The 25805-nt window shown below is 48.2% G+C and carries 20 protein-coding genes and 1 tRNA gene; 5 read left to right on the forward strand and 16 right to left on the reverse strand.

Annotation, left to right across the window (positions count from 1 at the left end; all coding sequences use genetic code 11):
- Positions 1–9: 9 nt before the first annotated feature.
- From M0413_RS12245 to M0413_RS12275, 7 genes are all read right to left on the reverse strand, one after another.
- Complete coding sequence (locus M0413_RS12245) at positions 10–1215, reverse strand: acetyltransferase domain-containing protein (RefSeq protein ID WP_249554387.1); 1206 nt, start codon at positions 1213–1215, stop codon at positions 10–12.
- Complete coding sequence (locus tag M0413_RS12250; RefSeq protein WP_249554389.1) at positions 1205–3352, reverse strand: TonB-dependent siderophore receptor; 2148 nt, start codon at positions 3350–3352, stop codon at positions 1205–1207. Before M0413_RS12250 ends, M0413_RS12245 begins: the two co-directional genes overlap by 11 nt.
- A gap of 85 nt (positions 3353–3437) precedes the next feature.
- Positions 3438–3728 (reverse strand): DUF2946 domain-containing protein, encoded by a 291-nt coding sequence (locus tag M0413_RS12255; protein WP_249554391.1) that lies wholly within the window; start codon positions 3726–3728, stop codon positions 3438–3440.
- Positions 3729–3886: 158 nt separating this feature from the next.
- Positions 3887–3963, reverse strand: a tRNA-Trp gene (locus M0413_RS12260).
- Between the two features lie 307 nt (positions 3964–4270).
- Positions 4271–5239, reverse strand: coding sequence for a hypothetical protein (locus M0413_RS12265; RefSeq protein ID WP_249554393.1), 969 nt, complete (start codon positions 5237–5239; stop codon positions 4271–4273).
- Between the two features lie 43 nt (positions 5240–5282).
- Positions 5283–6158 (reverse strand): 3'-5' exonuclease, encoded by an 876-nt coding sequence (locus M0413_RS12270; protein WP_249554395.1) that lies wholly within the window; start codon positions 6156–6158, stop codon positions 5283–5285.
- Positions 6159–6262: 104 nt separating this feature from the next.
- Positions 6263–7189, reverse strand: coding sequence for a DUF808 domain-containing protein (locus M0413_RS12275; protein ID WP_188870267.1), 927 nt, complete (start codon positions 7187–7189; stop codon positions 6263–6265).
- 256 nt (positions 7190–7445) lie between these two features.
- Between M0413_RS12275 and rpiA the strand changes: the two genes are divergently transcribed.
- The gene (gene rpiA, locus M0413_RS12280) at positions 7446–8105 is read left to right on the forward strand and encodes a ribose-5-phosphate isomerase RpiA (RefSeq protein WP_188870269.1); all 660 of its coding nucleotides are present in this window, start codon (positions 7446–7448) and stop codon (positions 8103–8105) included.
- A 99-nt stretch (positions 8106–8204) separates the two neighbouring features.
- Here the strand turns inward: rpiA and M0413_RS12285 are convergent, their stop codons facing one another.
- The gene (locus M0413_RS12285) at positions 8205–9395 is read right to left on the reverse strand and encodes a class I SAM-dependent rRNA methyltransferase (RefSeq protein WP_037430568.1); all 1191 of its coding nucleotides are present in this window, start codon (positions 9393–9395) and stop codon (positions 8205–8207) included.
- A gap of 272 nt (positions 9396–9667) precedes the next feature.
- Positions 9668–10801, reverse strand: a complete 1134-nt coding sequence (locus M0413_RS12290) for an endonuclease/exonuclease/phosphatase family protein (RefSeq protein ID WP_249554397.1) — start codon at positions 10799–10801, stop codon at positions 9668–9670.
- A 613-nt stretch (positions 10802–11414) separates the two neighbouring features.
- Between M0413_RS12290 and M0413_RS12295 the strand changes: the two genes are divergently transcribed.
- The 4 genes from M0413_RS12295 (at position 11415) to M0413_RS12310 (ending at position 15969) form a co-directional block, all read left to right on the forward strand.
- Positions 11415–12095, forward strand: coding sequence for a hypothetical protein (locus M0413_RS12295; protein ID WP_249554399.1), 681 nt, complete (start codon positions 11415–11417; stop codon positions 12093–12095).
- A 22-nt stretch (positions 12096–12117) separates the two neighbouring features.
- Complete coding sequence (mgtE, locus tag M0413_RS12300) at positions 12118–13491, forward strand: magnesium transporter (RefSeq protein ID WP_037415108.1); 1374 nt, start codon at positions 12118–12120, stop codon at positions 13489–13491.
- 316 nt (positions 13492–13807) lie between these two features.
- Positions 13808–14896, forward strand: coding sequence for a methyl-accepting chemotaxis protein (locus M0413_RS12305; protein ID WP_249554401.1), 1089 nt, complete (start codon positions 13808–13810; stop codon positions 14894–14896).
- A gap of 305 nt (positions 14897–15201) precedes the next feature.
- Positions 15202–15969 carry a substrate-binding periplasmic protein gene (locus tag M0413_RS12310; RefSeq protein WP_099456861.1) on the forward strand — a complete coding sequence of 256 codons (768 nt, stop codon included), beginning with the start codon at positions 15202–15204 and terminating at the stop codon, positions 15967–15969.
- Between the two features lie 71 nt (positions 15970–16040).
- On the opposite strand, the gene carB is transcribed toward M0413_RS12310, so the two are convergent.
- From carB to M0413_RS12345, 7 genes are all read right to left on the reverse strand, one after another.
- Complete coding sequence (gene carB / locus M0413_RS12315) at positions 16041–19265, reverse strand: carbamoyl-phosphate synthase large subunit (RefSeq protein ID WP_037430414.1); 3225 nt, start codon at positions 19263–19265, stop codon at positions 16041–16043.
- A 27-nt stretch (positions 19266–19292) separates the two neighbouring features.
- Complete coding sequence (gene carA, locus M0413_RS12320; RefSeq protein WP_139122587.1) at positions 19293–20468, reverse strand: glutamine-hydrolyzing carbamoyl-phosphate synthase small subunit; 1176 nt, start codon at positions 20466–20468, stop codon at positions 19293–19295.
- A gap of 168 nt (positions 20469–20636) precedes the next feature.
- Complete coding sequence (gene dapB, locus M0413_RS12325) at positions 20637–21449, reverse strand: 4-hydroxy-tetrahydrodipicolinate reductase (RefSeq protein WP_037415093.1); 813 nt, start codon at positions 21447–21449, stop codon at positions 20637–20639.
- Positions 21450–21519: 70 nt separating this feature from the next.
- Positions 21520–22137 carry a BamJ family beta-barrel-assembly machinery protein gene (gene bamJ / locus M0413_RS12330; RefSeq protein ID WP_037415090.1) on the reverse strand — a complete coding sequence of 206 codons (618 nt, stop codon included), beginning with the start codon at positions 22135–22137 and terminating at the stop codon, positions 21520–21522.
- A gap of 192 nt (positions 22138–22329) precedes the next feature.
- Complete coding sequence (locus M0413_RS12335) at positions 22330–23139, reverse strand: M48 family metallopeptidase (protein ID WP_249554403.1); 810 nt, start codon at positions 23137–23139, stop codon at positions 22330–22332.
- 134 nt (positions 23140–23273) lie between these two features.
- Positions 23274–23867, reverse strand: coding sequence for a GNAT family N-acetyltransferase (locus tag M0413_RS12340; protein WP_249554404.1), 594 nt, complete (start codon positions 23865–23867; stop codon positions 23274–23276).
- Between the two features lie 121 nt (positions 23868–23988).
- Positions 23989–25329: a DEAD/DEAH box helicase gene (locus M0413_RS12345; RefSeq protein WP_249554405.1), complete on the reverse strand. Its 1341-nt coding sequence runs from the start codon at positions 25327–25329 to the stop codon at positions 23989–23991.
- Positions 25330–25805: the final 476 nt, after the last annotated feature.

A 25805-nucleotide genomic window follows, 5' to 3' on the forward strand; every position in this document is an offset into this window, starting at 1 on the left:
AAAGCTAATTTAGAGATACTTAAGCCAAGCCTGCTGACTCTGTCCTTTGTAACGGCTAAACCAGCGCACGGGATAATAGAGCAAAGGAATTAAGACTAAGCTTATCAGCCATACCCACCCCATATGCGCTACGCCAAACAGCTCACCATGGTTGGCGCCAAATATCCCTTTAGCCAGCGAATATAGCAACAGCAGCACATATAAGTGCAAGATATAGAAGAACATAGGTACAGAGCCAAACACTGCTAACCTCTGCCCCATCCAACCTAATACTATGCCTGTAGCAAAATAGCGCTCAAACACCACTAAGCCGTAGAACATCCCGCACAAGGTCACCAACAAAAAACTCAGTGATGGCGGATACTTAGTTAGATTAAATACCGACATTAAGGTTTGACCTAGGGTATCGCCAAACTGCCAAGGCAACGTCTCGCCGTAGAGATTGAACCCACGCAGCAAGCCAAACAGCAGAGCGCAGCCAAGCCCTAACAGTATTAATTTTTGCTGACGCTGCCACGCATCTCCCCCTCGGCCAAAGACGGGGCCTGCTACATAACCCAATAAAATCACGCCAATCCAAGGTAGCGCTGGGTAACTTATCTTCAGCTTAAGCTCACCCTCGGCAATTAAATAACCTCGGTCATGCAATATCGTCCACAGACTATAACCCCACTCGTCTGGCGTAAAATGGATAGGCGACAATAGGTTATGGCCAAAGACAATCAATAGCCCGAGTAATGCCATCCATAGCCTTGGGAGCTTGATTAATGCCGCGAGGGCCAACATGCTCAGTCCTATCACCCAAATCACCTGCAACCACAGGGTGTGATAATTGCCCATCCATGAGACATTAATCACCAATACTTCGAGGGCGATTAAGAATAGTCCGCGCTTGATTAAAAACTCGCGTGCAGAGCGCGGCTCGCCATAACCACGATTGGCATAAAGCCAAGCAGAAACCCCAGTTAAAAAGACGAAGACAGGCGCGCAAAAGTGCGCCGCAAAACGGCTGACAAACAGCGCCCAGTTGGTTGTGCTTAAATCCATTGGGTCGCTCACCTGCATATGCAGAAAAAACCGCTCCCGCACATGGTCGAGCAACATAATCAGCATCACTAAGCCGCGCATCATGTCGATGCTATTGATCCGCTGACGCCCTTGCAGCTGAGGCGTCTCAGGCGATGCGGCGGGTGTCACTGTGACATTAGAATTCATAGCTAACACTCACTTTAACGTTACGTGGCTCACCCGGCACGGCCCACAGCGCCGAATAACTGCTGGCGATATAGTGCTCATCCAGCAGGTTATCGACATTGAGTGCGAGACTTAAGTTGTCAGCAAGTCGAGTCGTGAAAAACATTCCAAGTAACTGATAACTCGGTAATTGAAAACTCGGATCGGCCGAATCACCCAAACGAGAGTCCACATAACGCCAACTCAGCCCTAAATGACCGTCGATAGAAAGATCATTTAAGTCCTGTTTGAGGATGATACTGCCCGTGTGTTTTGGCACATTGACCAGTGGACTTCCCGCCGGAATTAACACGCCCCAATCCAGATTCAGGCTGTCGTTCACCGTGCGAGTATTCAGGTAGGCATAGGACAAAGTCACTTGTAAGCTTTCTGTTAACTCGGCCGCGACATCCAATTCAATCCCCGTGCTCTTGGCTTCACCAAGGGTCGCCGAAAAGCCCACATTGACGGGATCTGAGGTCAAGATATTGCTCTTTTGCGCATCAAACCAAGCCAAACTGCCATTCACGGGTAACTCAAACCAAGTGTTGTTGAACTTAACCCCTAACTCGACGGATTTACTCTCCTCTGGTTCGAAGGGATTACCCGCATAATCAGTGCCTGAAAGCGGTAAAAATCCTTCCGAATAGGAGCCGTAAACACTTAACGCCTCAGACCATTGATACACTAATCCGACTTTCGGACTGACCCTGTGATCGCGTTGATCCGACAGACTCGCGTTGACCTGCTCAGCGATTTCTTGGGAATAACGGTCAAACCTTAACCCTAAATGCAATTTCCAGTGATCGGTTAACTCCAATTGATCCTGTAAATAGGCGCCCCAGGCATCTTGAGTCTCTCGGTTTTCATACAGCAGACTGACCTCTGGCTGAGCCGCGCCATATTGAGGTGCCAAAATATCGATAGCATAGGCGCCCTTCTGACCTCGATAACGGTAGAGTCCCGTTTTTAGTCGATAATGATAGGCATCCGTCCCGAGCAGCAGATTATGTCTTATGCTGCCAGTATCAAACTGGCCGCTGAGTTCGGCACGCACTGAATGGTCTTCAGAAGCGTAATCTCGATAGCGATGCTGCCGCGTCAGAGTTCGGCCATCGTCATATAAGGATTGACGTCCCCTTGCTAATTCGGCATCCGATGAGTAGCCATTTAGACTCGAATCACGATAGTTATAACCCGCGGTAAGCGACCAATCCTCATTTAATTCATACTCATAGGTAAGCTGATGCCCAGTCGCATCCACTTTAGTTGGCCCATCGTTGGGCTCGCCCAAGTAACGCGAACGGGGCACGGTATTAAAGTCGTTATTGAGCACCACTACGCCACGGTCAAATAACTGTTCTTGCCTAAGATATTCAACCTCATACAGGAGCGATGACTTATCCGACAGTTGCCAGCGCAGCGATGGCGTGACGATTTTTTTATCGCTAAATACGTAATCGCGAAAACTGTCATGCTCCTGCCAAGCACCATTGATCCTAAAGGCCAAGGTATCGGTCAGCCCCGAGGTAAAATCCCCCTCCAACCGATATTGATCGAAACTCCCTGCGGAGGCTTTTAAATAGCCTTGCGCCTCGTACTGCGGCTTTTTAGTCACAATATTCACAGTCCCGCCAGGCTCCGAGCGTCCATAAAGCGCCGAACCCGGGCCTTTGAGGATTTCCACATAGGCCACGTTCGATAGGTCTCTATGACCACTAAAGCCTCGACCACCATTAAAACCATTGATTAAATAGCCCGATGGCATGTTTTCATTCCCAGGAAAGCCCCGTAATGAAAAACTATCCCACAGTCCACCACCGTTGTTTTGCCGCGCGACACTGGCGGAATAATCCAACAGGTCTTGAAAACGTGTCAGCCCAGTATCTTTAATCAGTTGCTCATCCAGCACAGTAATCGCTTGGGGCAACTCAGTCGCCGGCACATTGCCGCGGTAAGCCTGACGATAATGAATACTTAAACGCTCTATATCATCATTAAGTCCAGTGCTATCAGTTTGCACCGCCTCAGCGGCCAATAGGGGAACACTCGTATCCAACGCCAATAACGCCACGCCCAGCACTAATGCCGAGCGCTTGTGGCTCAAATAAACAGCCATTTTTTACTCCAAAAATAAACAGCATCGTGCACCTTAGTTAAGCCAAGGCGCTCGAAAAATAAGAGAAATAGATAAAAAGCAGGAGTTAGGCTGTTAGCGGCGGCGCGCGGCTATGGAAGTGGCGCCTAAATGGCGTCTTAAAGGAAAGAACATCAAACTCAACCGAGATAACACCCTGTTGAGAAACTTGAAAATCTAACGGAGAGTATGAGATCGCATGCTGCAATTGATGCTGATGCAAACACAGCGCGCAGTGGGCCTTGGTATCATCATTGATGTGGGAAACACTGTGCAGCGCAAACGCAACAGACAGCAACACTAAGATGGCTGCAAGCCATAGTGCTAATCTTCGCCTTGTTTGTATCACAGAGCTCAAACCATACATCCTCAAACCAAATGGATTGCGATTGTATGTTAGACACTACGAAAGTTGCAAATACCTTTACTTAACAAATGTAAGCAAATGCGGTGAGAAAATTTATCGCGCGCAAAATAAAACGGCTCGCATATTTCTATGCAAGCCGTTGTTTTATTTGGCAGGGGTGGCAGGACTCGAACCCGCAACCATCGGTTTTGGAGACCGCTGTTCTACCAATTGGAACTACACCCCTGTTGACGTGGGGCATTATGCTAAAAGCACTCTCAAAGGTAAAGGACTTTTTATGACAAACTTAATTAACTGAGGAATTTTCAAACAAGTTTGCCATCTACTGTTGATTTAATTGGCATAAAGCTGAAAAAGTCGTCATGTAAGTTCATTGCAGAATGTTCAAAACCCGCTGGCAACGGCGTAAACGGTGAAAACTGATGCACTATCTATGACCCAGAAACTCACAAAAGAGTCGTGAAAACGACTTAAAGGATAAATTTAAGCGCAGTAGGTCCCATACACTCGCGACTAAATCCCCTCGCTGATGGTTAATCATCAAGGGTTGAGATAAAAATCCGCCGCAAATCATTGTCCCAAAGCTGGATAATCTTGCGGGTCTTATCCTTATTCCAAAAACACTTACCAAACAGGATAAGCCCTGCGCCCTCTAAATCCCGCTTATCTTCGATATTAAAGCGCTTAAACAGTTTGGTTTTGACCGCCTCGATTGGAATACCTATGTCTTTACTGTCGGCGGGATTGAGCCAACATAACGTCGGGTCGCTGTGGGAGATAGTGCCCCAATACATATGGGGTTTGTTATCCGTCGGATCTGCATCGGCAAAATTCATAAACAAATTCTTCGCACGCCAGCGGTACTTACGCTCATCATCGGTGTAAACCCAAAGATCGGAAGTCGCCAGATCGGAGCCACGCAGCAGGCTATGGAGTAACTTTTCTAGCCCTTGGCTCGGAGTACGCTTTGCCGTGATGGCTATCTCGGGCTTATCGGCCGCCACCTGATAGCCAGCTTTGGGCTCCTGTACTGACTCTAATTGCTCGGTATCATTTTCAATTTCACTTTTGGCTCCAACCTCTTGCTCTTGGGGAGCGTTGATTTTGTGCGCTGAGTTAGATGGTCTCTTATTACTGGGATTAAGCGAAAAATCGATTACCAAAGCATCGGCGTCGAGCAATTGTTGCTGCACTTCGAGGGCATCTTGTTCTTCACGGGACTTTTGCGCCGACGGATTAAATTCGATGCAATCGAGCTCATGGTAACGGGAGCCAAAACAGGCGGCCTTACCATCCTTAGATGCTTTGCGAAAATAGGCTTTGCCATAGCAGGCGGGGCAATATAAATGCTGGCGCAAACGCTCAATCTCAGCCTCGGGTAACTGCTGAAACTTGAACACACTGTAGGTGACACCAGCCTGAGCATGAGGATTGAGTCGTAATGGTGACGAAGCCTGCTCTGCCGCAGCCTCGGTTGTGAGTACACAAATCGCATCCAACATCTCTTGCTCCCTAATCCTTATCTTCGCGACCTTATCTCAAGTCTTAAGCTGGATGAAAATAGCTCGCGAGTCGTGCAGCTAAACTCGGCGGCAATAAGGGTTTATTAGCGACTGTCGTTTTGCCATAAAAACCTTGCAGCTTGTCGATTAACTGCCAAAAACATTGGTTCGCTGCCAATGCATCGAGGGCGGCGTACTGAACTTGCGCTTGAGATAAAGGCACCTGTTGCCAATTCGAGAGAGTCATTTTTTTAGGTTTATCGATGCGTTTATGCAGTAATGCCGCCACCAATTGCCGCGTGCCCATCTCCTTTCCAGCCCCGAGCTGCGCCATCGCCCAATTAAAATCGAGTCGAGGGGAGACCTGAATATCCCAATCCCGTTTCAGTGCTTGGCCATCGCCCCTTAATCCAATCCCCACTTTGAGGATCTGCTCATTTTCGAGCAAAGGTTTAAGCTCAGCGAGCCTCTCACCCAATACCGCCTGTTGAAATAAATAACAGGTATCGGAGGTCGCCAATTGCACTAAGCTCAAGGGATGTTGAACACCCGGCTCAAAGCTTGCCCGCGTTTCGGTATCAAACCCCAGCACGGATTCACTGCTAAGTTGTTGTAAGGCGGCGGTAAGCTTATCAGACGAAACTAACTCGACCCGCACATCCACCAGCGACAGTGGCGTAAGATTAGCCAGCTCGGCATCTGTTAAGCGCGTGGTTAAGGCAAGCTTTTGTTGAAACCATGCAAACTTGAGTTGCGAATCGCCTGCCGATAAATCCCCCGCTTGGAGCTCGGTTAACTCCGCCAGATAGTTGCTGCCCGCCGCATCCATCGCCGCCAGCAGTTTGTCGGTATGTTCGCCTAATTCCTCACGCAGCCAAGCCAACTTATTGGGGGAAAGGCAATAACGCATTAATTGCATAATTCGTCCTTGAGCGCTGAAATAATCGCGGCGAGCACCTTCGCACTCGCACAACTCGGATTAGCTGACGCTATAATCGCCAGCAATAAAAGGATGAAAACGGATCAGCTACGCAGCTTTTGGAATCCGGTCATCACCAACACCGCTAGGGCGCCCGCCGCAATACCAAAGAGCGCATTAAGCACACTCGGCGTCAGTAAACCAAGCATGGGGCCGACTAGGGCAAAGGTTTCCACAAATTGCTCGGCATGGTGAATTTGCTCGCCGACCCAATGTAAACCATGGGTCAGAATGCCGCCCCCCACCATAAACATGGCGGCGGTCCCGATAATGGTTAGGCTCTTCATCAACACGGGCGCCGCGCTGAGTAAGCCAAACCCCAACTTACGATTAAAGCGAGTGAAGCCCGACTCGCCCTGACGCTGGCTAAGATAAAGGCCCGCATCGTCCATTTTGACAATGGCTGCCACCAAACCATAAACGCCTATGGTCATCACGATACCAATAATGGCGAGGGTAAAAAATTGCGTTGAGAGCGACTTATCCGCAACTATGCCTAAGGTGATGGCGATAATCTCAGCCGAGAGAACAAAGTCGGTGCGGATAGCACCCTTCACTTTTTCCTTTTCATAGGCCGCAAGATCGCTTATCTCGGGTATGTCAGATTCGGCCTGCTCCGCGTGTTTGTCTTTGCGGTGGCTATAGCTGTGGTGTAATTTCTCAAAGCCTTCAAAACATAAAAACAAGCCGCCGAACATCAATAAGGGGGTCACCGCCCAAGGAATAAAGGCGCTGATCAACATGGCTGCAGGCACTAAAATCAATTTATTGCGAAACGAGCCTAAGGCGACCGCCCAGACCACAGGTAATTCGCGGTCGGCACTCACGCCCGTGACTTGCTGGGCGTTTAAGGCCAAATCGTCCCCTAACACCCCAGCGGTTTTCTTGGCCGCGACCTTACTCATCACTGCCACGTCATCCAAAATGGATGCAATATCGTCGAGTAAGGTTAATAAACTTGCCCCTGCCATACACACTCCCTTAAACCAATGTTTTATTTTGCCGATTCTGCTTTGGCAATAGTAACTTAGTTAGATTAAGCCCGCATAGAGCATTGTCTCTATCCAGATGTACTTTATCTTAAAGCACTTCCCTTTATACACAGATTAAATCAGTGCGGGCTGTAAGCAAGATCACAGCCATAGTGCAATAGCACCACACTATTTGGCGGAAAAGAGTATACTAAGCCCAGAATTTTTTACTCATTTGCCATTACAGGATGTCAACATGACTCAAGATGAAATGAAAAAAGCCGCAGGCTGGGCTGCTCTCAAATACGTTGAGAAGGACAGCATTGTAGGTGTGGGCACAGGCTCAACCGTTAACCACTTTATCGATGCTTTGGCGACCATGAAGGCCGATATTGAAGGTGCGGTATCAAGCTCAGAAGCCTCTACCCAAAAGATGAAAGCCCTTGGCATCCCGGTTTATGACTTAAACAGCGTCGATAAATTATCCGTGTATGTCGATGGAGCCGATGAAATCAACGGCCATATGGACATGATCAAAGGCGGCGGCGCGGCATTAACCCGCGAGAAAATCGTTGCGGCTGTGGCTGAAAAGTTTATCTGTATCGTGGATAACACTAAACAAGTGGATATTTTGGGTGAATTCCCGCTGCCCGTTGAAGTGATCCCAATGGCGCGCTCTTACGTGGCCCGTGAACTCGTCAAACTCGGCGGCGACCCAGTGTACCGTGAAGGCGTTGTGACTGATAACGGCAACGTGATCCTCGACGTTTACAACCTTAAGATCATCAATCCTAAGGAATTAGAAGAGAAGATCAACGCCATCGTCGGCGTAGTAACCAATGGCCTGTTCGCAAAACGCGGCGCCGATGTGTTACTGGTTGGCACCCCTGAAGGCGTGAAAACCTTTACCGCTTAAGGGCTGATTGAGTCGAAAGACCAAGACTCCCATGCGAGAAACAAAAATGCCGCTGCAACTGCACCGGCATTTTTTTATAACGTTTACACAATCAAACGATTACCACACTCGAGCCACTAAGCCCTTGAGGTAAAAACCTTCGGGGAAGGCGCTGCCAATCGGGTGATCGCTCGCCTGGCTTAAACGCTCGATAAATTGGATTTCACGTTTGGCATCCAGCGCAGCATCGGCAACGATTTTTTGGAACAGATCCGCAGGCATTAATCCCGAGCAAGAGAAGGTCAGCAGCACCCCGCCCGGATTTAATAATTGCAGCGCAATCATATTGATATCTTTATAGCCGCGACAAGCGCCGTTGAGCTGCGACTTATTGTCGGCAAACTTTGGCGGGTCGAGTACGATTACATCGAAGGTTTTACCCTCATCGCGATACTGACGTAACAGCTTAAACACATCGGCTTCGTTGTAATGCACATTATCATCACTTAAGCCATTGACTCGCATATTCAAACGCGCAGTATCGAGGGCAAGTGATGAGACATCGACGTTCTCAATGCTGGCCGCGCCCGCCTTAGCAGCATAGAGGCCAAAGGTGCCGGTGTAGCAAAAACAGTTCAGTACCGATTTGCCCTTCACAAAACGGGCGGCGATGGCGCGGTTATCGCGCTGGTCGAGGTAGAAACCGGTTTTATGACCCTTAGTCACATCAACGGCGATTTTGATACCGTTTTCTTCAATAATGACGGGCATTTCAGGCAGCGTGCCATGGAGTAAACCCATGGTAGAGGCTAAGCCTTCTTTCTTACGGGAATCGACGTCTGAGCGCTCATAAATCGCGCAATCGGGGTACAGCTCGGCGAGCACATCGACAATAGTGTCACGCCATACATCGGCGCCCATGCTCAGCAATTGGCAGACCAACACATTGGCGTATTTATCAATGGTAATACCGGGCAAACCATCGGACTCGGCGGCAATTAAGCGGTAGCCGGTTAAGCCTTGCTCACGAATAAGATCATCGCGTCCCGCTTGTGCACGCAGAATACGACGCTTAAAAAACTCACGGTCAATTTCTTCTTCGCGATCAAAAGTCCAAATTCGTACTTGGATTTGAGACTCAGGAGACCAAGCACCACGGCCCAACCAATGACCATCGTGGGCAACCACATCGACGGTCTGCCCCGGTTCAGGCTTACCTTTAACGTTGTGGATCCCGTTGGAAAAGACCCAAGGATGACGACGCTCAAGGGACTTTTCGCGACCGGGTTTAAGTTTGATTCTGATAGCCATAGTACCGCCTTTGATAATTGTACCGCCTGTGTGTTGTACCACCGTAATCAATAGTACCGTTCGAACACTAGGCGCCGCCCTCTAAAAATGGAAGCGGATAATATACCTAATAGGGTTCGAGTGCGAGCCATCTGTCCAAAACATCAGCTCTCCATTCCCATGGTCTGCGATCATACTCCAGTTTCGCGGGTAAAACCCTGGGCCGAGGGCGTGTTAACGCTTCAAGATGAGCTGTTGTTCTTGATGGCATCCTAGCCAGCTATTTTTACCTACTAACGCCGCAGCGCCAACTCTACCCATACCGGTGCATGGTCAGTACTGTAAGCATCGCGCTCATATTCGGGCCTGACTAAGTGTCTATCGCAGGTTTGATAATCCACCACCTGAGCCAAACTGCAACTATCACTGGCATCAAACTCATTGGAAAGCAAAATATAATCGAGTACCGAACCTTTAGGGCCGTAGTAATGGGTTGCAGCTCGATGCTCCCGAGAATGGACTAGGTTATCGGGCATATTCGCCGCAATAAATAACTCGTAAGCATCTTGCAGTCGATATTGGGCAAACACAGCCGAACGTGCAGTATCAGACAAATGCCCAAGTCCCGCGGCCTTGATATCGTTGCTGTGGAGATGCTCGCCTTGGAGCGTTAATGCATCCAACGCCCCCATGGACAAACTATCGTTAAAATCACCCATCAGGATCACCGGATATCTTATGCTTTGCCGCCGCGCGAGAATAGCATGGAACAACAATGCCGCCTCTGCGCCCCGCTGCATGGTCGATGCCCAGCGACCTAGGGCTTGCTCAGTTAATAACTTAGTCTCAGAGTGCAACGCAAGCGTGGGCGGCGCACTTAAGGTTAAGCCTAAGGGATGTGGCTCTAACGCAAGTCCCGGGCGCTTAGATTTAAAATGCACCACATAGCAATCACAAGCGCCAATTTGCGGTATATCCACCGTCGCCCGCAGCACTTTACGACTAAAGGTAAATTGGCTCGATAACCCCATCGCTGCCACTAAATGTGCATCGGGTTCAATCGCATGCACCTCAAGGATAGGAAAGCGCGACGCTAGCGCAACCACAGGGCTTTGATAAATGTAATCACTGACCAAAGTGGCGCTATCAACTATGGCAAAATGTGTTAACCCTTGCTGCGCCGCAAGTTGTTTTAATGGCTCAGGGCTAAACACTTCCTGAAACCCGACAATATCCGGATGATATTGGTTTAAAAGCTCGCCAAACCACTGACACTTCTTTTGCCACTGGCCATGGCTATAGATATTTTCAAAATCGTAAAAGGCTAAAGGTGGTTCAATAAAATTAAATAGATTGATAGTCACAATACGAATATTCGAGTGGCAGTTTTCAGCCGAAATGGACTGCTGTTGGGAAGCAAATGTCACTGGTGATTCCTCTTTAGCCAAACCGTTGTGCTAATTAAACTCGGTTTTTAACTGATTGCGTAAATCGATTTTATCATTAAATACATCCATTAACTGGCGCAGAACAACAGCAATTAATAAATATCAAACCTTATAAAAATACAGTCCGACACCCTAAGGCAACCTGCTAAACACCAAAATGCAACACAGCAAAAACCTAAAACAAAAATTAACTCAAGAATAAAAGCAAAATTGAAACATAAACATAGGTAATTGCCTATTGGGTTGACTTTCATTGTCAGCGGTTTAGAATCTAGCCGATTTTACCATTAGGAGACCCACTGTGGGCACACACATAAGCGACAGTAGATGCCCTGTCCAAAAGACAGGATTTAACGCCTAGCACTAGCCCGCAATATTTTGCTGCTACCTGCTAAGCAGGGTAGTAGCGTGACACATCTCACCCCACTCCCGTACATTCAATTTCAGACCTTAATATTAGCCAGTCATGCTAGCGTTAGCGCTCGCCTATTGGTTTTTTCCGGCATTGAGCCGGAGAATAAGTGCTGCCTATTGAATACATCTTCACGCCTATTTTGCCCCAGTTGGCTCCCCACACTCAGGGAGTTAAACCATGGCGTACACAAACAAGCCATTCACCTTTGCTTTTCAGTCTTGGGCATTTTTTGGGCTATGTATTAGCGTCGCAACACATGCCTCTCAACTCGATGTGGATGATCCCAGCATCGCCGAACACTGCGAGTTACAGCTAGGTTGGCAACAGCCGAGATCCGATCACAGCGCAAAACAGATAAACGGCAGTGGCACCTGCAACCCAGGCCAGTGGGAATGGCACTTAGGCATTGAACAACAAAGCAATAATGCTATCAATGAGCAGCAAACCGAGCTGGGGTTCAAATTGCCATTAAATGCAGACTATGCCCCTTGGCAAAGTGCGCTGGCTGTTAATTTGCAAAAAAATCATCAAGGCAGCCACCCTCTAACAACGCAAATTGTGGGGATTTGGGGATATGACTTGCCAGCTCAGAATTTACGCCTCTATAGCAACCTAGGTATCGATCAGTATGGCGCTCAATCGCCCCAGCTTATTGCAGGAGTTGCTATCGCCTTCGAATACGACACTGAGCAGCAATGGATAGCCGAATTTTATCGCCATGAGTCCCATGAACGAGCCTACAAACTCGCATATCAATATTTACTTAAAAGACAGTTACAACTTCAACTAAGCCTAGGCAACAGCCTAAAAGGAAACACACAACAGCTGGGCGCTGACTTTACCTTTTTCTTTAATTAATAGATCGTTGGGAGAATGAACTATGAACATGAACAACAACCAAAAAAATACTAAGCAAATCGTCGTAGCTATCCAAAATATTTTAGAGCAGCGCGATACAGCAGGCATTACGGCTTTAGCGAAAGAGCGTCACCCCGCAGATATTGCCGCTGTAGTTGGTAGCTTTACTCAGCCACAGCAATTACGGTTTTTGCAACTTGCGCCCGCCAAAATTGCGGCGGATTTATTTCGTTATTTACGTGATGAATTACAAACAGAATTAGTGCAGCAGTTAGATAAAACCACGCTGTCATCGCTGTTGCTCACTATGGCAGCGGACGAGCGCGCCGATCTTTATAACCTGCTCGAACCTGAACAACAAAAACGACTATTGCCCGTGTTAGCACAGGCAAAACGAGAGGATATGCGCACTTTAGCCGCCTACGACAAAACCAAAGTCGGTGCAGCGATGACATCGGATTACACCCTGCTCAATAGCCGTCATACCGCCGCCCAGGCGATTGAAATGCTGCGCACAGAAACCGCCGATAAAGAGACGATTTATCAAGCCTATGTGGTCGATATGTTAGGCCGTTTAATTGGAACGGTATCACTTAGACAATTACTTTTAGCGCAGCCAGAAGAGCGAGTGGTCGACTTTATGAAACACAACCCCATCGCCTTAGATGCCAACGCTCAATGCCAAGAAGCGGTGCAGATGATCGCCCATTACGATTTATTGGCTCTCCCCATCATCAATGGCAAGGGACAGTTAGTCGGTATTGTCACCTATGACGATGCGATGGACATTGCCAGTTCACAGGTTGATGTTGAATTTACTAAAACTGCGGCCATCGGCAATATTGATCACAATTTAAAAACCGCCAGCATAGGCTTGCTCTATCGTAAACGAGTCGTTTGGTTGGTCATTTTGGTGTTTGGTAATATTTTCTCAGGCGCTGGCATCGCCTTTTTTGAAGATACCATTGCCAGTTATGTTTCTTTGGTGTTCTTTCTTCCCCTGCTCATCGATAGCGGCGGTAATGCGGGTTCGCAATCAGCCACCTTGATGGTGCGAGCCTTAGCCACGGGCGAAGTGATACTCAAGGATTGGCTCTCATTGCTGGGGCGTGAATTAGGGGTAGCAGGATTACTCGGTGCCAGCATGGCCTTGGCAGTATCGCTACTTGGGTTTTGGCGCGGCGGTCCAGAAATCGCCTTGGTCGTTGCATTAACCATGCAGATCGTAGTGATCATTGGCAGCCTGATTGGCATGTCACTGCCCTTTTTACTCAGCAAGTTAAAAATGGATCCGGCTTCAGCCAGCGCACCACTTATCACCTCAATCGCCGATATCATTGGTGTGCTCGTTTACTTTAGTATTGCTACAATGATTTTAGATTTACCTGTGGCTTAAAAGAGTTACAACGCTTTTGCTGCGATGCTGATGAAAAGCGTTAACACTCAAACTAGCAAGCTCAATTAAGGTTGAATCGCAATTTGTAGAAATACAGTACGAGATATTCACTTGTTATCCAAAATGGACTTGGGCAATTTATTTGCTCAAGTTCATAAATTCATTGTTATTCAATAAAAAAGTAAGATTATGGCATTGATATACGTTAATATTTTCTTACCACACTTTCCTACTTACCCTAATACCGCAGGGATTGCACCTTAGACGTTATTAATTCAGTGGCCATAACAATATCAATAAAAGTTTAGAGGTTTTTATGTGGTTTAATTCAAGACTCAAAGCAGAAAACGAAGTGCTGAAGCAAAAGCTCATTGATCAACAAGATAGATACGAAGTTGAAATCGAAGAGCTAAAAAATATGGCCCGCGAAAATGAAGCCATGCAACAACAGTCCCGCCAAAATACCGATCATTATAGTGCAGTGATTGCCTGCCAAAATCAGGGCGGCGAGATGTTAAATGCAGTGAGAGATGGCCTTGCCAGCAGTGCAGAGCTACTCACTGAAGAAAAAGAAGCACTGTCCGAATTAGATAAAATTTTTGATCAAACGCGGGTAGCCATTATTAATTTAGGTAATAGAGCAACCTATATAAATGAACAAGCCACCAGCAGCATGACTGCTGTAACCGAGCTCGATAGTACCACTTCTTCTATTAACCAGTTTGTTGCCGCCATTCAAGGGATCTCTGAGCAAACCAACCTACTCGCCCTCAACGCAGCAATTGAAGCCGCCCGAGCGGGCGAAGCTGGACGAGGTTTTGCGGTAGTTGCCGATGAAGTCAGACAATTAGCCAGTAAAGCTCACGAAGCGAGCAGCCAAATCGAAAAACTAGTAAAACAGATTGTTACACAAGCCTCTAATATTAAAGAGATTGTCCATAATAACCAAAACAGCGCTCTTGATGTTGCCTCATCTTCAACACAAATAGGGCAAGTCGTTGAAGATGTACTGCAACGTTCTAATAAAATGCAGCAGGTAATCCATAATGCCGCGACAGCCTCATTCTTAAATACCACTAAACTCGACCACGCCGTTTGGAAGAGTAATGTGTATCAACTTATTGAAAAGAATCAGCACAGCCATGGTGTGAACTCCCATACTGAATGCCGTTTAGGCCAATGGTATTTTAAAGGCTTTGGTGCTGAAAATTATCAACATTTGAGTAACTTTAAGGCCTTGGATGCTCCCCACAAAGCGGTGCACGATGCAGGTAAAGCAGCACTCGCGGCAAGGCAACAGGGCAATTTACCCGAAATGGTTAGGCAACTACGTTTAATGGAAGACTCAAGTATGCGGGTCGTCAATTGTCTCGATAATCTACTACGTGATGTTTATCGCCAGTAACAGCAATATATACCCATGAATAGCGCGCTTTTTAAGTGACCTATTCATGGGTCATCAATCAGCAACCTCACTCATCTAAAGCTCACTAAAACTGATATAGCGCATCGGCAGCCTCCTTTGCACAACAAGGAGGCAACTCTATCTTGCCTCAATGACCAATATGATTTATCGATAATTTTCTAACCCAAGAGTACAGATCACAAAATAACCCTAAAGTGGCTTGCGAGCTTAAGAGTTGTCATCTTTAATTCAATATGAGCACGCCGTGAGACTCGCATATAACATTCTAATTCCTAGGGTTATTAATGACATTTTTTACCCATTTAGTGCGCGTTATGCTTCTCTGCGTTATCCCGCACACAGCTCAGGCCACACTCAATATTTATACAGAAGAATGGGCTCCGATTAGCTTTTCGGTTGATGGCCAACCCGATGGATTAGCTGTACAAGTCGTGCAAGAAATCCAAAAACGTATCGATAACCAAGATCCTATCAAGATTGTGCCCTGGGCTCGCGGCTGGAAAATTATCACCGAACAACCCAACACGGTGTTATTCACAATGACACGTACCGCAGAGCGTGAGCGTATGTTTAGTTTGATAGGCCCTGTCGCGGTTGGCACAACAAACTTTTATGCTCTAAAAAGTAGCAAGCTTAACATTGACTCAATTGAAGGTGCTAAGCAGGCAAAAGCAATTGGGGTGTATCGTTCCTCAGTCGAAGAACAATTATTAATGGATCATGGGTTTACAAATCTCGCCCCCTCATCAACACCACTACTAAGCGCAAAGCAGTTAATGAAGCAGCGAATCGATCTCTGGTGCAACGCTAATCTCACGGCGCCAAGTATTCTTGCAGAAGCCGGAGCCAGTATTGATGATGTAAAATCCCTCTACACCATCAGCGCGAATCATCTCTATATTGCGTTTTCTCAAGGCACACCAACGGAGGAAGTTGATAAATGGAAAGAGGCACTAGTCAGCATCAAGGCCGATGGCACCTTTGCACAAATTTATCACCGCTGGCTGCCCAATGATGCGCCGCCAATGGAAACCGAGCGCATTGGGCAATAAATCTTTTACCCCTTAAAAACAAAGGCCGGATAACTCAGTTATCCGGCCTTTTGATTGCAGAGGCTTATGGCTTATTTAGCCAATACGCGCTGATGCAGCTCTTGCACCGAAGTCACGTTAGTGCGATCGTCCGCAGCGTGTGCCATGCAAGTGGCAAATGCCGCGTTCATGGTCGTGGTGTAGTTCACTTTGTAACGCAGTGCACCGCGACGTAATTGACGAGAGTCTTCAATCGCTTGACGGCCTTCGGTGGTGTTCACGATATAGGTGTACTCACCGTTCTTGATGCGGTCAAGAATATGTGGACGGCCTTCGTGTACCTTGTTGACTAAGCGTGGGTTAATACCCGCTTCACCTAGGATTACCGCAGTACCGTGGGTGGCATCGATTTGATAACCCAGCTCAATCAACTTAGCGGCTAAGTCGGCAACGCGTTTCTTATCGCTGTTACGCACAGATAGCAGCGCACGACCAGACTTAGGCACTTCAGAAGTCGCACCTAACTGCGCCTTAGCATAGGCTTCGGCGAAGGTATCGCCCACGCCCATCACTTCACCTGTTGAGCGCATTTCTGGGCCTAACAGTGGGTCAACACCAGGGAACTTGTTAAATGGCAGTACCACTTCTTTCACAGAGTAGAAAGGTGGAATCACTTCTTGAGTGAAGTTTTGCGCTTTTAAGCTTTGACCTGCCATCACACGGGCGGCAATCTTAGCTAACGGCACACCAGTCGCTTTCGACACAAATGGCACGGTACGCGCTGCACGTGGGTTAACTTCAATCATGTAGATTTCGTTATTCTTCACGGCAAACTGCACGTTCATCAGACCGACAACACCCAGCTCCATCGCCAACTTGCCGACTTGCACGCGCATGCGATCTTGGATTTCTTGGCTTAGGGTGTAAGGGGGCAGAGAACAACCTGAGTCACCTGAGTGAACACCCGCCTGCTCGATATGCTCCATAATCGCGCCGATAACTACGGTTTCACCGTCACATACTGCGTCGATATCTACTTCGATAGCATCGTCTAGGAAGTGGTCTAGCAGTACTGGTGAAGCGTTAGATACGCTTACCGCTTCGTTGAAGTAGCGCAGTAAATCCTGTTGGTCGTAAACGATTTCCATCGCGCGGCCGCCCAGTACGTAGGATGGACGCACCACCAGCGGATAACCGATACGCTCGGCGGCAATTACCGCACCTTCTACCGTGGTGACGGTATCATTTTCAGGCTGCTTCATTTCCAGGCGTTGAATCGCTTGCTGGAAACGCTCACGGTCTTCTGCACGGTCAATCGCATCTGGGCTAGTACCAATAATCGGCACACCCGCCGCCTCAAGGGCGCGAGCCAGTTTCAGCGGAGTTTGACCACCGTACTGCACGATAACGCCCTTTGGCTTCTCGATACGGACGATTTCTAACACATCTTCTAGGGTAACAGGCTCGAAGTACAGACGATCTGAGGTGTCGTAGTCAGTAGAAACGGTTTCAGGGTTACAGTTCACCATGATGGTTTCATAACCGTCTTCACGCAGGGCTAATGCCGCGTGCACGCAGCAGTAATCGAATTCGATACCTTGACCGATACGGTTTGGACCACCACCTAACACCATGATTTTGTCACGGTCAGATGGGTTCGCTTCACACTCTTCCTCGTAGGTTGAGTACATGTAAGCGGTGTCAGTCGCAAATTCAGCCGCGCAGGTATCTACGCGCTTGTAAACTGGGTGGATGTCGAAACGGTCACGCAATTTACGGACTTCAGTCTCGTTTACGCCAAGGACCGCCGCCAGACGCGCATCGGCAAAACCTTTACGCTTAAGCTTACGCAGCAGTTCTTCGTTAAGACCGGCTAAACCGCCTTCGGCCACTTGGCCTTCCAGCTTAATCAGCTCTTCAATCTGGACTAAGAACCATGGGTCAATATTGGTTAAACGGAAGATTTCATCCAGGGTTAAACCCGCACGCATCGCATCGGCGATGTACCAAATACGGTCACAGCCAGGCTCTTTTAGCTCGAGGCGGATACGGGCTAACGCATCAGGCTTAGACATGTCAGTAATCGGGTCTAAACCGTGACGGCTTACTTCTAAACCGCGCAGTGCTTTTTGCAGTGACTCTTGGAAAGTACGGCCAATCGCCATTACTTCACCTACAGACTTCATCTGAGTAGTTAAGCGGTCGTTAGAACCAGCGAACTTTTCAAAGTTAAAGCGAGGTACTTTAGTCACAACATAGTCAATTGCAGGCTCGAACGACGCTGGCGTACGGCCGCCAGTAATGTCGTTCATCAGCTCATCGAGGGTGAACCCCACCGCTAACTTGGCCGCAATTTTTGCAATTGGGAAGCCAGTTGCTTTTGATGCCAATGCCGATGAACGCGATACCCGTGGGTTCATCTCGATGATCACCATACGGCCATCTTTCGGGTTGATACCAAACTGTACGTTCGAACCGCCCGTTTCAACCCCAATCTCACGCAGTACGGCCATAGAGGCATTACGCATGATTTGGTATTCTTTGTCAGTCAGAGTTTGTGCGGGTGCTACTGTGATAGAGTCGCCAGTATGCACACCCATTGGGTCGAAGTTTTCGATAGAGCACACGATGATACAGTTGTCGTTACGGTCACGAACCACTTCCATCTCGTATTCTTTCCAACCGATTAAGCTCTCGTCGATGAGTAGCTCTTTGGTTGGCGATAAATCTAAACCTTGAGAACAGATTTCTTCGAACTCTTCCTTGTTATAGGCAATACCACCGCCCGAGCCACCCATAGTGAATGATGGACGGATAATACAAGGGAAACCCACTTGTTCAAGCACGCCATAGGCTTCTTCCATGCTGTGGGCGATGCCCGCGCGTGGACATTCTAAACCAATGCTCTTCATGGCTTTGTCGAAGCGGCTACGGTCTTCGGCTTTATCAATCGCGTCGGCAGTAGCACCGATCATTTCAACGTTAAATTCAGCCAGCACGCCTTTAGCCTCAAGCTCAAGCGCGCAGTTTAGAGCGGTTTGACCGCCCATGGTAGGCAGAATCGCATCAGGACGTTCTTTGGCGATAATGTTACGTACTACTTCCCATTGGATTGGCTCGATGTAAGTGGCATCGGCCATTTCTGGGTCGGTCATAATGGTGGCAGGGTTAGAGTTCACCAGAATGACGCGATAACCTTCTTCACGCAGGGCTTTACAGGCTTGAGCGCCTGAATAGTCAAACTCACATGCCTGACCAATGACAATCGGGCCTGCACCTAGGATAAGAATACTCTTTATATCTGTACGTTTTGGCATTGCTTCTCTCTTCTCCTAGCTTGCGTATTACTTAGCGTTCTGACTTTTCGTTACAAGACGATAGTGTTCAATAAGCTCGATAAAGTGATCGAACAGTGGGGCCGCATCGTTCGGACCTGGGCTCGCTTCAGGGTGACCTTGGAAGCTGAACGCAGGTTTGTCCGTCAGATGGATACCTTGCAGTGAACCATCGAACAGTGACTTGTGGGTCACTTTGATATTGGCAGGTAATGTGGCTTCATCGGCAGCAAAACCGTGGTTTTGGCTGGTGATCATCACGTTACCTTTTTCGATATTGCTCACTGGGTGGTTAGCACCGTGGTGACCAAACTTCATCTTTAAGGTTTTCGCGCCTGATGCCAATGCCAGTAATTGGTGACCTAAACAGATACCGAAAATCGGCGTATCGGTTTTCAGGATTTGTTGAATCGCTTCAATCGCGTAGTCGCATGGCTCTGGGTCGCCGGGGCCGTTAGAGAGGAACACACCGTCTGGGTTCATCGCTAACACGTCAGCAGCGGGTGTTTTTGCAGGAACAACCGTCACATCACAGCCACGGTCAACCAACATACGCAGGATGTTTTGCTTAACGCCGTAGTCGTAGGCAACCACTTTGTATTTAAGCGCTTCTGCTGGAGTATCTTCAGGCAAACCGCCCACTAAACGCCAGCTACCTTTACGCCATTGGTAGGCTTTGTCAGTCGTGACTTCTTTCGCTAAATCCATGCCTTTTAAACCAGGGAAGGCTTTAGCAGCTGCAAGCGCTTTGGCTTCATCCAAGTCAGCACCCGCCATGATGCAACCCGCTTGGGCACCTTTTTCACGGAGGATTCGAGTTAATTTACGAGTATCGATATCTGCGATGCCAACAACATTGTTTGCTTTGAGATAATCGCTAAGGGTTTGTTGATTACGGAAACTACTTGCTATGAGCGGAAGATCGCGAATGATTAAACCACAAGCATGAACCCCATTGGATTCGACATCTTCATTATTGGTACCAGTATTACCAATGTGGGGGTAGGTTAAAGTTACTATCTGGCGTGAATAAGAGGGATCAGTTAAAATTTCTTGGTATCCCGTCATCGAAGTGTTAAAAACAACTTCACCAACTGAGAGACCATCGGCACCTATTGCTGTGCCAGTGAATACGGTTCCATCTTCGAGTACGAGTAAGGCAGACTTTGTCAACGCGACCTCCATAAAGAGCCAAGCCACTGAAATATAATGTTTTTATGTTATGTTAAGATACCAATTTCCGCTGATTTACGAAATTTTGACAAATTCCAGCGAGTTTACAGGATAAACTCAAACTCGTCTATACATTGGTATCTGAGTTCAAAAAAAAACGCCAAATGGCGTTTTTTAATTTTAATGTAAACCTAATACCTGCTGCATATCATACAGACCCGGTTTCTGCTCCACCAACCAATGAGCGGCACGCATAGCGCCGTTGGCAAAGGTCATACGACTGGAGGCTTTATGGGTGATCTCTAAACGTTCACCAATATCGGCAAACATGGCGGTATGCTCGCCCACTAAGTCGCCTGCGCGCACAGTCGCAAAACCGATGGTTTCACGGTCGCGCTCGCCCGTGATCCCTTCGCGGCCATAGACGGCGCATTTTTCAAGATCACGACCTAAGGTCTTGGCAATCACTTCACCCATTTTTAGTGCCGTGCCAGATGGCGCGTCTTTCTTATATCTGTGGTGACCTTCGATAATCTCGATATCAGTGTAATCGCCCATGACCTCAGCGGCCAACTCAAGCAATTTCCACATCAGATTGACCCCCACAGACATATTCGGCGCCATCACCACCGGCGTTTGCTCGGCAAAGGCATTGATTTGTTCTTTTTGAGCATGATTGAAACCGGTTGTGCCGATCACCATGGCTTTCTTATGGCGTACGCACCAATCTAAATGGACAATACTGGCCTCTGGCGCAGTAAAATCAATCAGCACATCAAAGTCATCGGTCGCATAGTCAAGCGAATCCATGATAATGACATTTAACTTACCCACACCGACAAGCTCGCCCGCATCCACGCCAATTAAGCTTGAACCTGAACGCTCAATCGCCGCGCCTAAGCGAATGTGCTCTTGATGATAAGCCGATTCAATAAGAGTCCGTCCCATGCGTCCACCCGCACCGACAATTGCAACTCTCACTTGTCCACTCATTTCAATCTCCTCAATCTTTTTTGTCTTCCATACAAAAACGCCTAAGACTGGCTTAGGCGTTTCAATCACATTAGACGATGTCTAATAACTCGACTTCAAACACTAAGGTTGAGTATGGAGGAATAGAAGCACCCGCACCACGCTCACCGTAAGCTAAGTGATGTGGAACGAATAATTTTAACTTGGTGCCTACTGGCATCAGTTGCAGTGCCTCAGTCCAGCCAGCGATAACGCCAGACACAGGGAATTCAGCTGGTTGACCACGAACAACAGAGCTGTCGAACACGTCACCATTGATGAAAGAACCATGGTAGTGAGTACGAACAGTATCTTCGTAGGTTGGTTTTGCACCACTACCTTGAACTAATACTTCGTATTGCAGACCAGAGTCAGTCACGATCACGCCTGCACGCTTAGCGTTTTCCACTAAAAACGCTTCGCCTTCAGCAGAAGCCGCAGCAGCTGCTTGCTCTTGAGCCGCTTGAATGCGACGGCTGATCTCAGTGAATGCAACTTGCATATCTTGCATAGATACAGCGCTTTCAACGCCAGCAAACGCATCGGCTAAGCCTGCTTGAACGGCAGCAATATCTACACCGTCAAAAGAATTGGCAGCCAGTTGCTCGCCCATTTGACGACCAACACCATAGCTTGCTTGCTGTTCAACAGTACTGAATTTATCAGACATAATTAACGACTCTCAATGTTCAATGGAATTTTGCGCGCCAGTTTACCATAGTTCCACGCCCTATGCTGATAAACTGACTGCTTATTTAACTTTGGCGGCGATTTTACGTAACCGATGCGTATTTATCCAGCAATAGCGCCTAATTGCGGCAAGATAAGGCCTGCATCTAAACGATCGCCACGCTCTGAATGACTATTTAGGCAACACGCATTGGTTTTTGATACTCGCCTTTGCCCTCTGATACAAAGGCTGCATTTGCCCCTGTAATTGCTCGAGTTGGGCAATGCGATTGCTGTTTGATGGATGCGTAGATAACAGCTCTGGCCCTTGGCTACCTCCCGCTTTCGACATATTGTGCCACAGCACCACACTCTGGGCGGGGTCAAACCCTGCCCGCGCCATCAACTCCAGCCCCATGACATCCGCCTCACTCTCCTGAGCGCGGCCAAAGGGTAAAATCACCCCGACCTGCGCACCAAGCCCTAAGGCCGACATATATAAGTCACGGTTTGAAACGCCGCTCGCGCCAAGGGCGGCATCGGCGATTTGCATCCCCATCCCCGTCATCTGCGCCCGTGAGACCTGTTCATTACCATGCTGCGCTAATACGTGGGCCACTTCATGGCCTAAGACGGTCGCGAGTTGATCCGGCGTGCTCGCGACTTTTAATAATCCGGTATACACGCCAATGTGCCCGCCAGGCAATGCAAAGGCGTTCACTTGCTCGGAGTTGAACAAGACGACATCCCACTTCTGGCTTTGATCGGGTAGCACAGCAGTCACCCGATTCGCCACGCAATTTACGTACTGGGTGAGTTTTTTATCGCTGCTAATCTTTTGCTGCTTTTTCATTTCTTCAAAAGAAGCATCCCCCATTTGCTGCATTTGCGATGCCGAATACAGCAAGGTTTGGCCACGCCCCGTAGGCGATTTAGTGGTCGCGCAGCCCGATAATCCTAACGTGAGTCCAACCGCCACTAAGGCGAGTGTTATTGATTTCATAGGGAACTCCTTAATCCGAACGAGGCTGAAGCTAGCAGACTCAACTAATCATGATTAAGATTTTACTGAGATAGCAAGCAGAAGCCAAACGAGATTCAGAATCTTGTCTGGTAGCACGAGTGAGCCTAGCGCCATTAACGTGCAATATATTCTTCCCTTAACATGGCATAGAGATACTCATCGCCCCATGCGCCCTTAAAGAAGATATTTTTGACATAATAGGCTTCGCGCCGAAAGCCGAGTTTTTCGAGTAATCTACAGCAGGCAAGATTGTCTACATCGGTTATCGCAATAACACGATGCTTATTTAATTCCACAAAGAGATAACCCAGCAATGCGCTGACGGCCTCAAACGCAACCTGCTGGCCTTGATACTCAGGCGCAATCGTAAAGCCGATTTCCATTTGCTGCTCATCGATAAAATGCAGCGCCAAATCGCCCACTAAGGTGGCAGGCGTCGCAAGCGATGCCTCAGAGACAATTGCCAATTGAAACCAAGTGTCTGCCGCGCCAAATTGCGCGTAATCCATGTTCTCGAATAACGAGACAGCATCGCTATAAGAGTAATCCGTCCAGCTTTGATATTTGGCGACCTTAGGCTCGGCTCGATAGGCGGTAAAAGCTTCAAGATCCGCTCGCTGAAATGGCCGAAGCGTAAAACGTTGGGTCGTTAAACCGTGATTTACCATGTGGTGAAGTGCGTTACCTATCGCCAATGTCGACGCCATGCCTGATCCTGTAAATGTAGTAATCCACGTTCCGAGGTTAACTATATAGTTCACCCAGCGGAAACCGGTAAACAGTACCAATAAGTGCTAGCAGTTTATGGATAGCAGCGCAGGCTCACTCTCAACGCTTGCCTTTAAAGGCTTTGACGCTGTGCTTATTAATACTGCGACGATTCGCCTGTTTATCCCGAGGTGGACGCTTAGGCGCAACATTATGCTCAGCACCATCCTCTCTAGCTCTGTCGCTCGGCTTATCGGTCACCGGAAAGTCTGCCAATGATGCTAACGGTAACTCACGCGCCGTCAAGTTGCGGATCGCGGTTAAGCTTGGCATCTCACCATGGCACACCAAAGAAATAGCGAGCCCTTTGGCGCCCGCCCTTGCGGTACGGCCAATACGATGCACATACACAGGCGCACTGGTGGGTAAATCTAAATTGATCACCACTGGTAAGGCATCAACATGAATACCTCGGGCCATTAAATCCGTCGCCACCACCACTTGAATACGATTGGCTTTAAAGTCGGCCAAGGTTTGGCTGCGCACGGTTTGATCTTTTTCACCGTGCAGCGCAGCAGCATTTATCCCCGCCTTAACGAGTCGTTTCGCTATCGCATCGGCATCATCGCGGGCACTGATAAACACTAGCACTTGCGGCCATTGATATTGTTTGAATAACGCAATCAATGCCTGCGCCTTACTGCCCTTATTGACTAAATACAGTCGCTCTTCGATTTCGGCTGCGACAGCATTGCGTATACTGGCCTCAACCCGCAGGGGATTATTGCTCAGCAATTTCCCCGCCAAGGAATCCAACGCCTCTGGCAAGGTGGCTGAAAACAGTAAGGTTTGCTTACGCTTTGGCATCATTGCCATCAGCTTTTGCACATCAGGCCAAAATCCCATTTCCAGTAAGCGGTCGGCTTCGTCTAACACTAGGTATTTAATCAAGTCGAGACTGATATGGGACTGTGTGCATAAATCCAATAAGCGCCCAGGGGTTGCCACGACAAGCTGCGGATTAGCGACAAGTTCGGCTAATTGCTCTTCCTGCGCGATACCGCCACAGAGGAGCTGAATATTCAAAGAAGACGATAACTTACTCGCCAGCGCGTGCAGCGCCTCGCTCACCTGCTGCGCTAACTCACGCGTTGGCACCAACACTAATGCTAGTGGATTAGCCGCAGGCACGGATTTAGCCATCGTTTGCGCAGCAATTTGTTGCAAGAGGCTTTGCAGCAGAGGCAAACCAAAGGCAAAGGTTTTACCACTCCCAGTTTGCGACAGCGCCAGTAAATCCCGCCCAGCAAGAATCGCCGGAATCGCCAGTTGCTGTACCCGTGTTGGATACTTGAGTGCGGCAGGCAATACCGAACATAACGCCGCATTGACGCCAAGCTCGGCAAAGGTTAACGACTCAGGGGAAGACTCTGTGGAAGGAGAAGGCTTAGGAATGATCATCGCAACACCAATAAAAACATGGGAGCGAAAGTTTACGCAGAGTTGGCTGCTAATACCAATGTTGTTTCGGCTTTGACTAAAGCCTTGGGATAGTTGTTTTCATTATTTGCATTCGTGCAAAGGTTTACTCTCTTTCGGCTGAGAATAATTCAATGTCCAAGCTTCGTTTGGATTTTCTAATCAAAATCAAAGTCAAAGTCGTGGGGCTTCACCCCACACACGACCAAAAGGGGAAAAACGCCTGTTCCCCTTTTGGAAATCCCCCGGCGTCCCTAGCGAAGTTACATGCATTGGTTACTAGCCTTGGTCTTATGGATAAATTGCTATCGCTTCCGATGGTACATCCTGTACCCGAAAGCTAGCCGGTCATATATGGACCCATCCGGTTTGCAAGACATTCGATAACGATTTTGAGAAGAGTTCATTGCACCCATATATCCGGCCTGTTATTGAGGGATCCCTCTGGCCCTGATGGA

Origin of the sequence: Shewanella sp. 8A (assembly GCF_023475945.1) — a bacterium.
Lineage (GTDB): Bacteria > Pseudomonadota > Gammaproteobacteria > Enterobacterales > Shewanellaceae > Shewanella > Shewanella xiamenensis.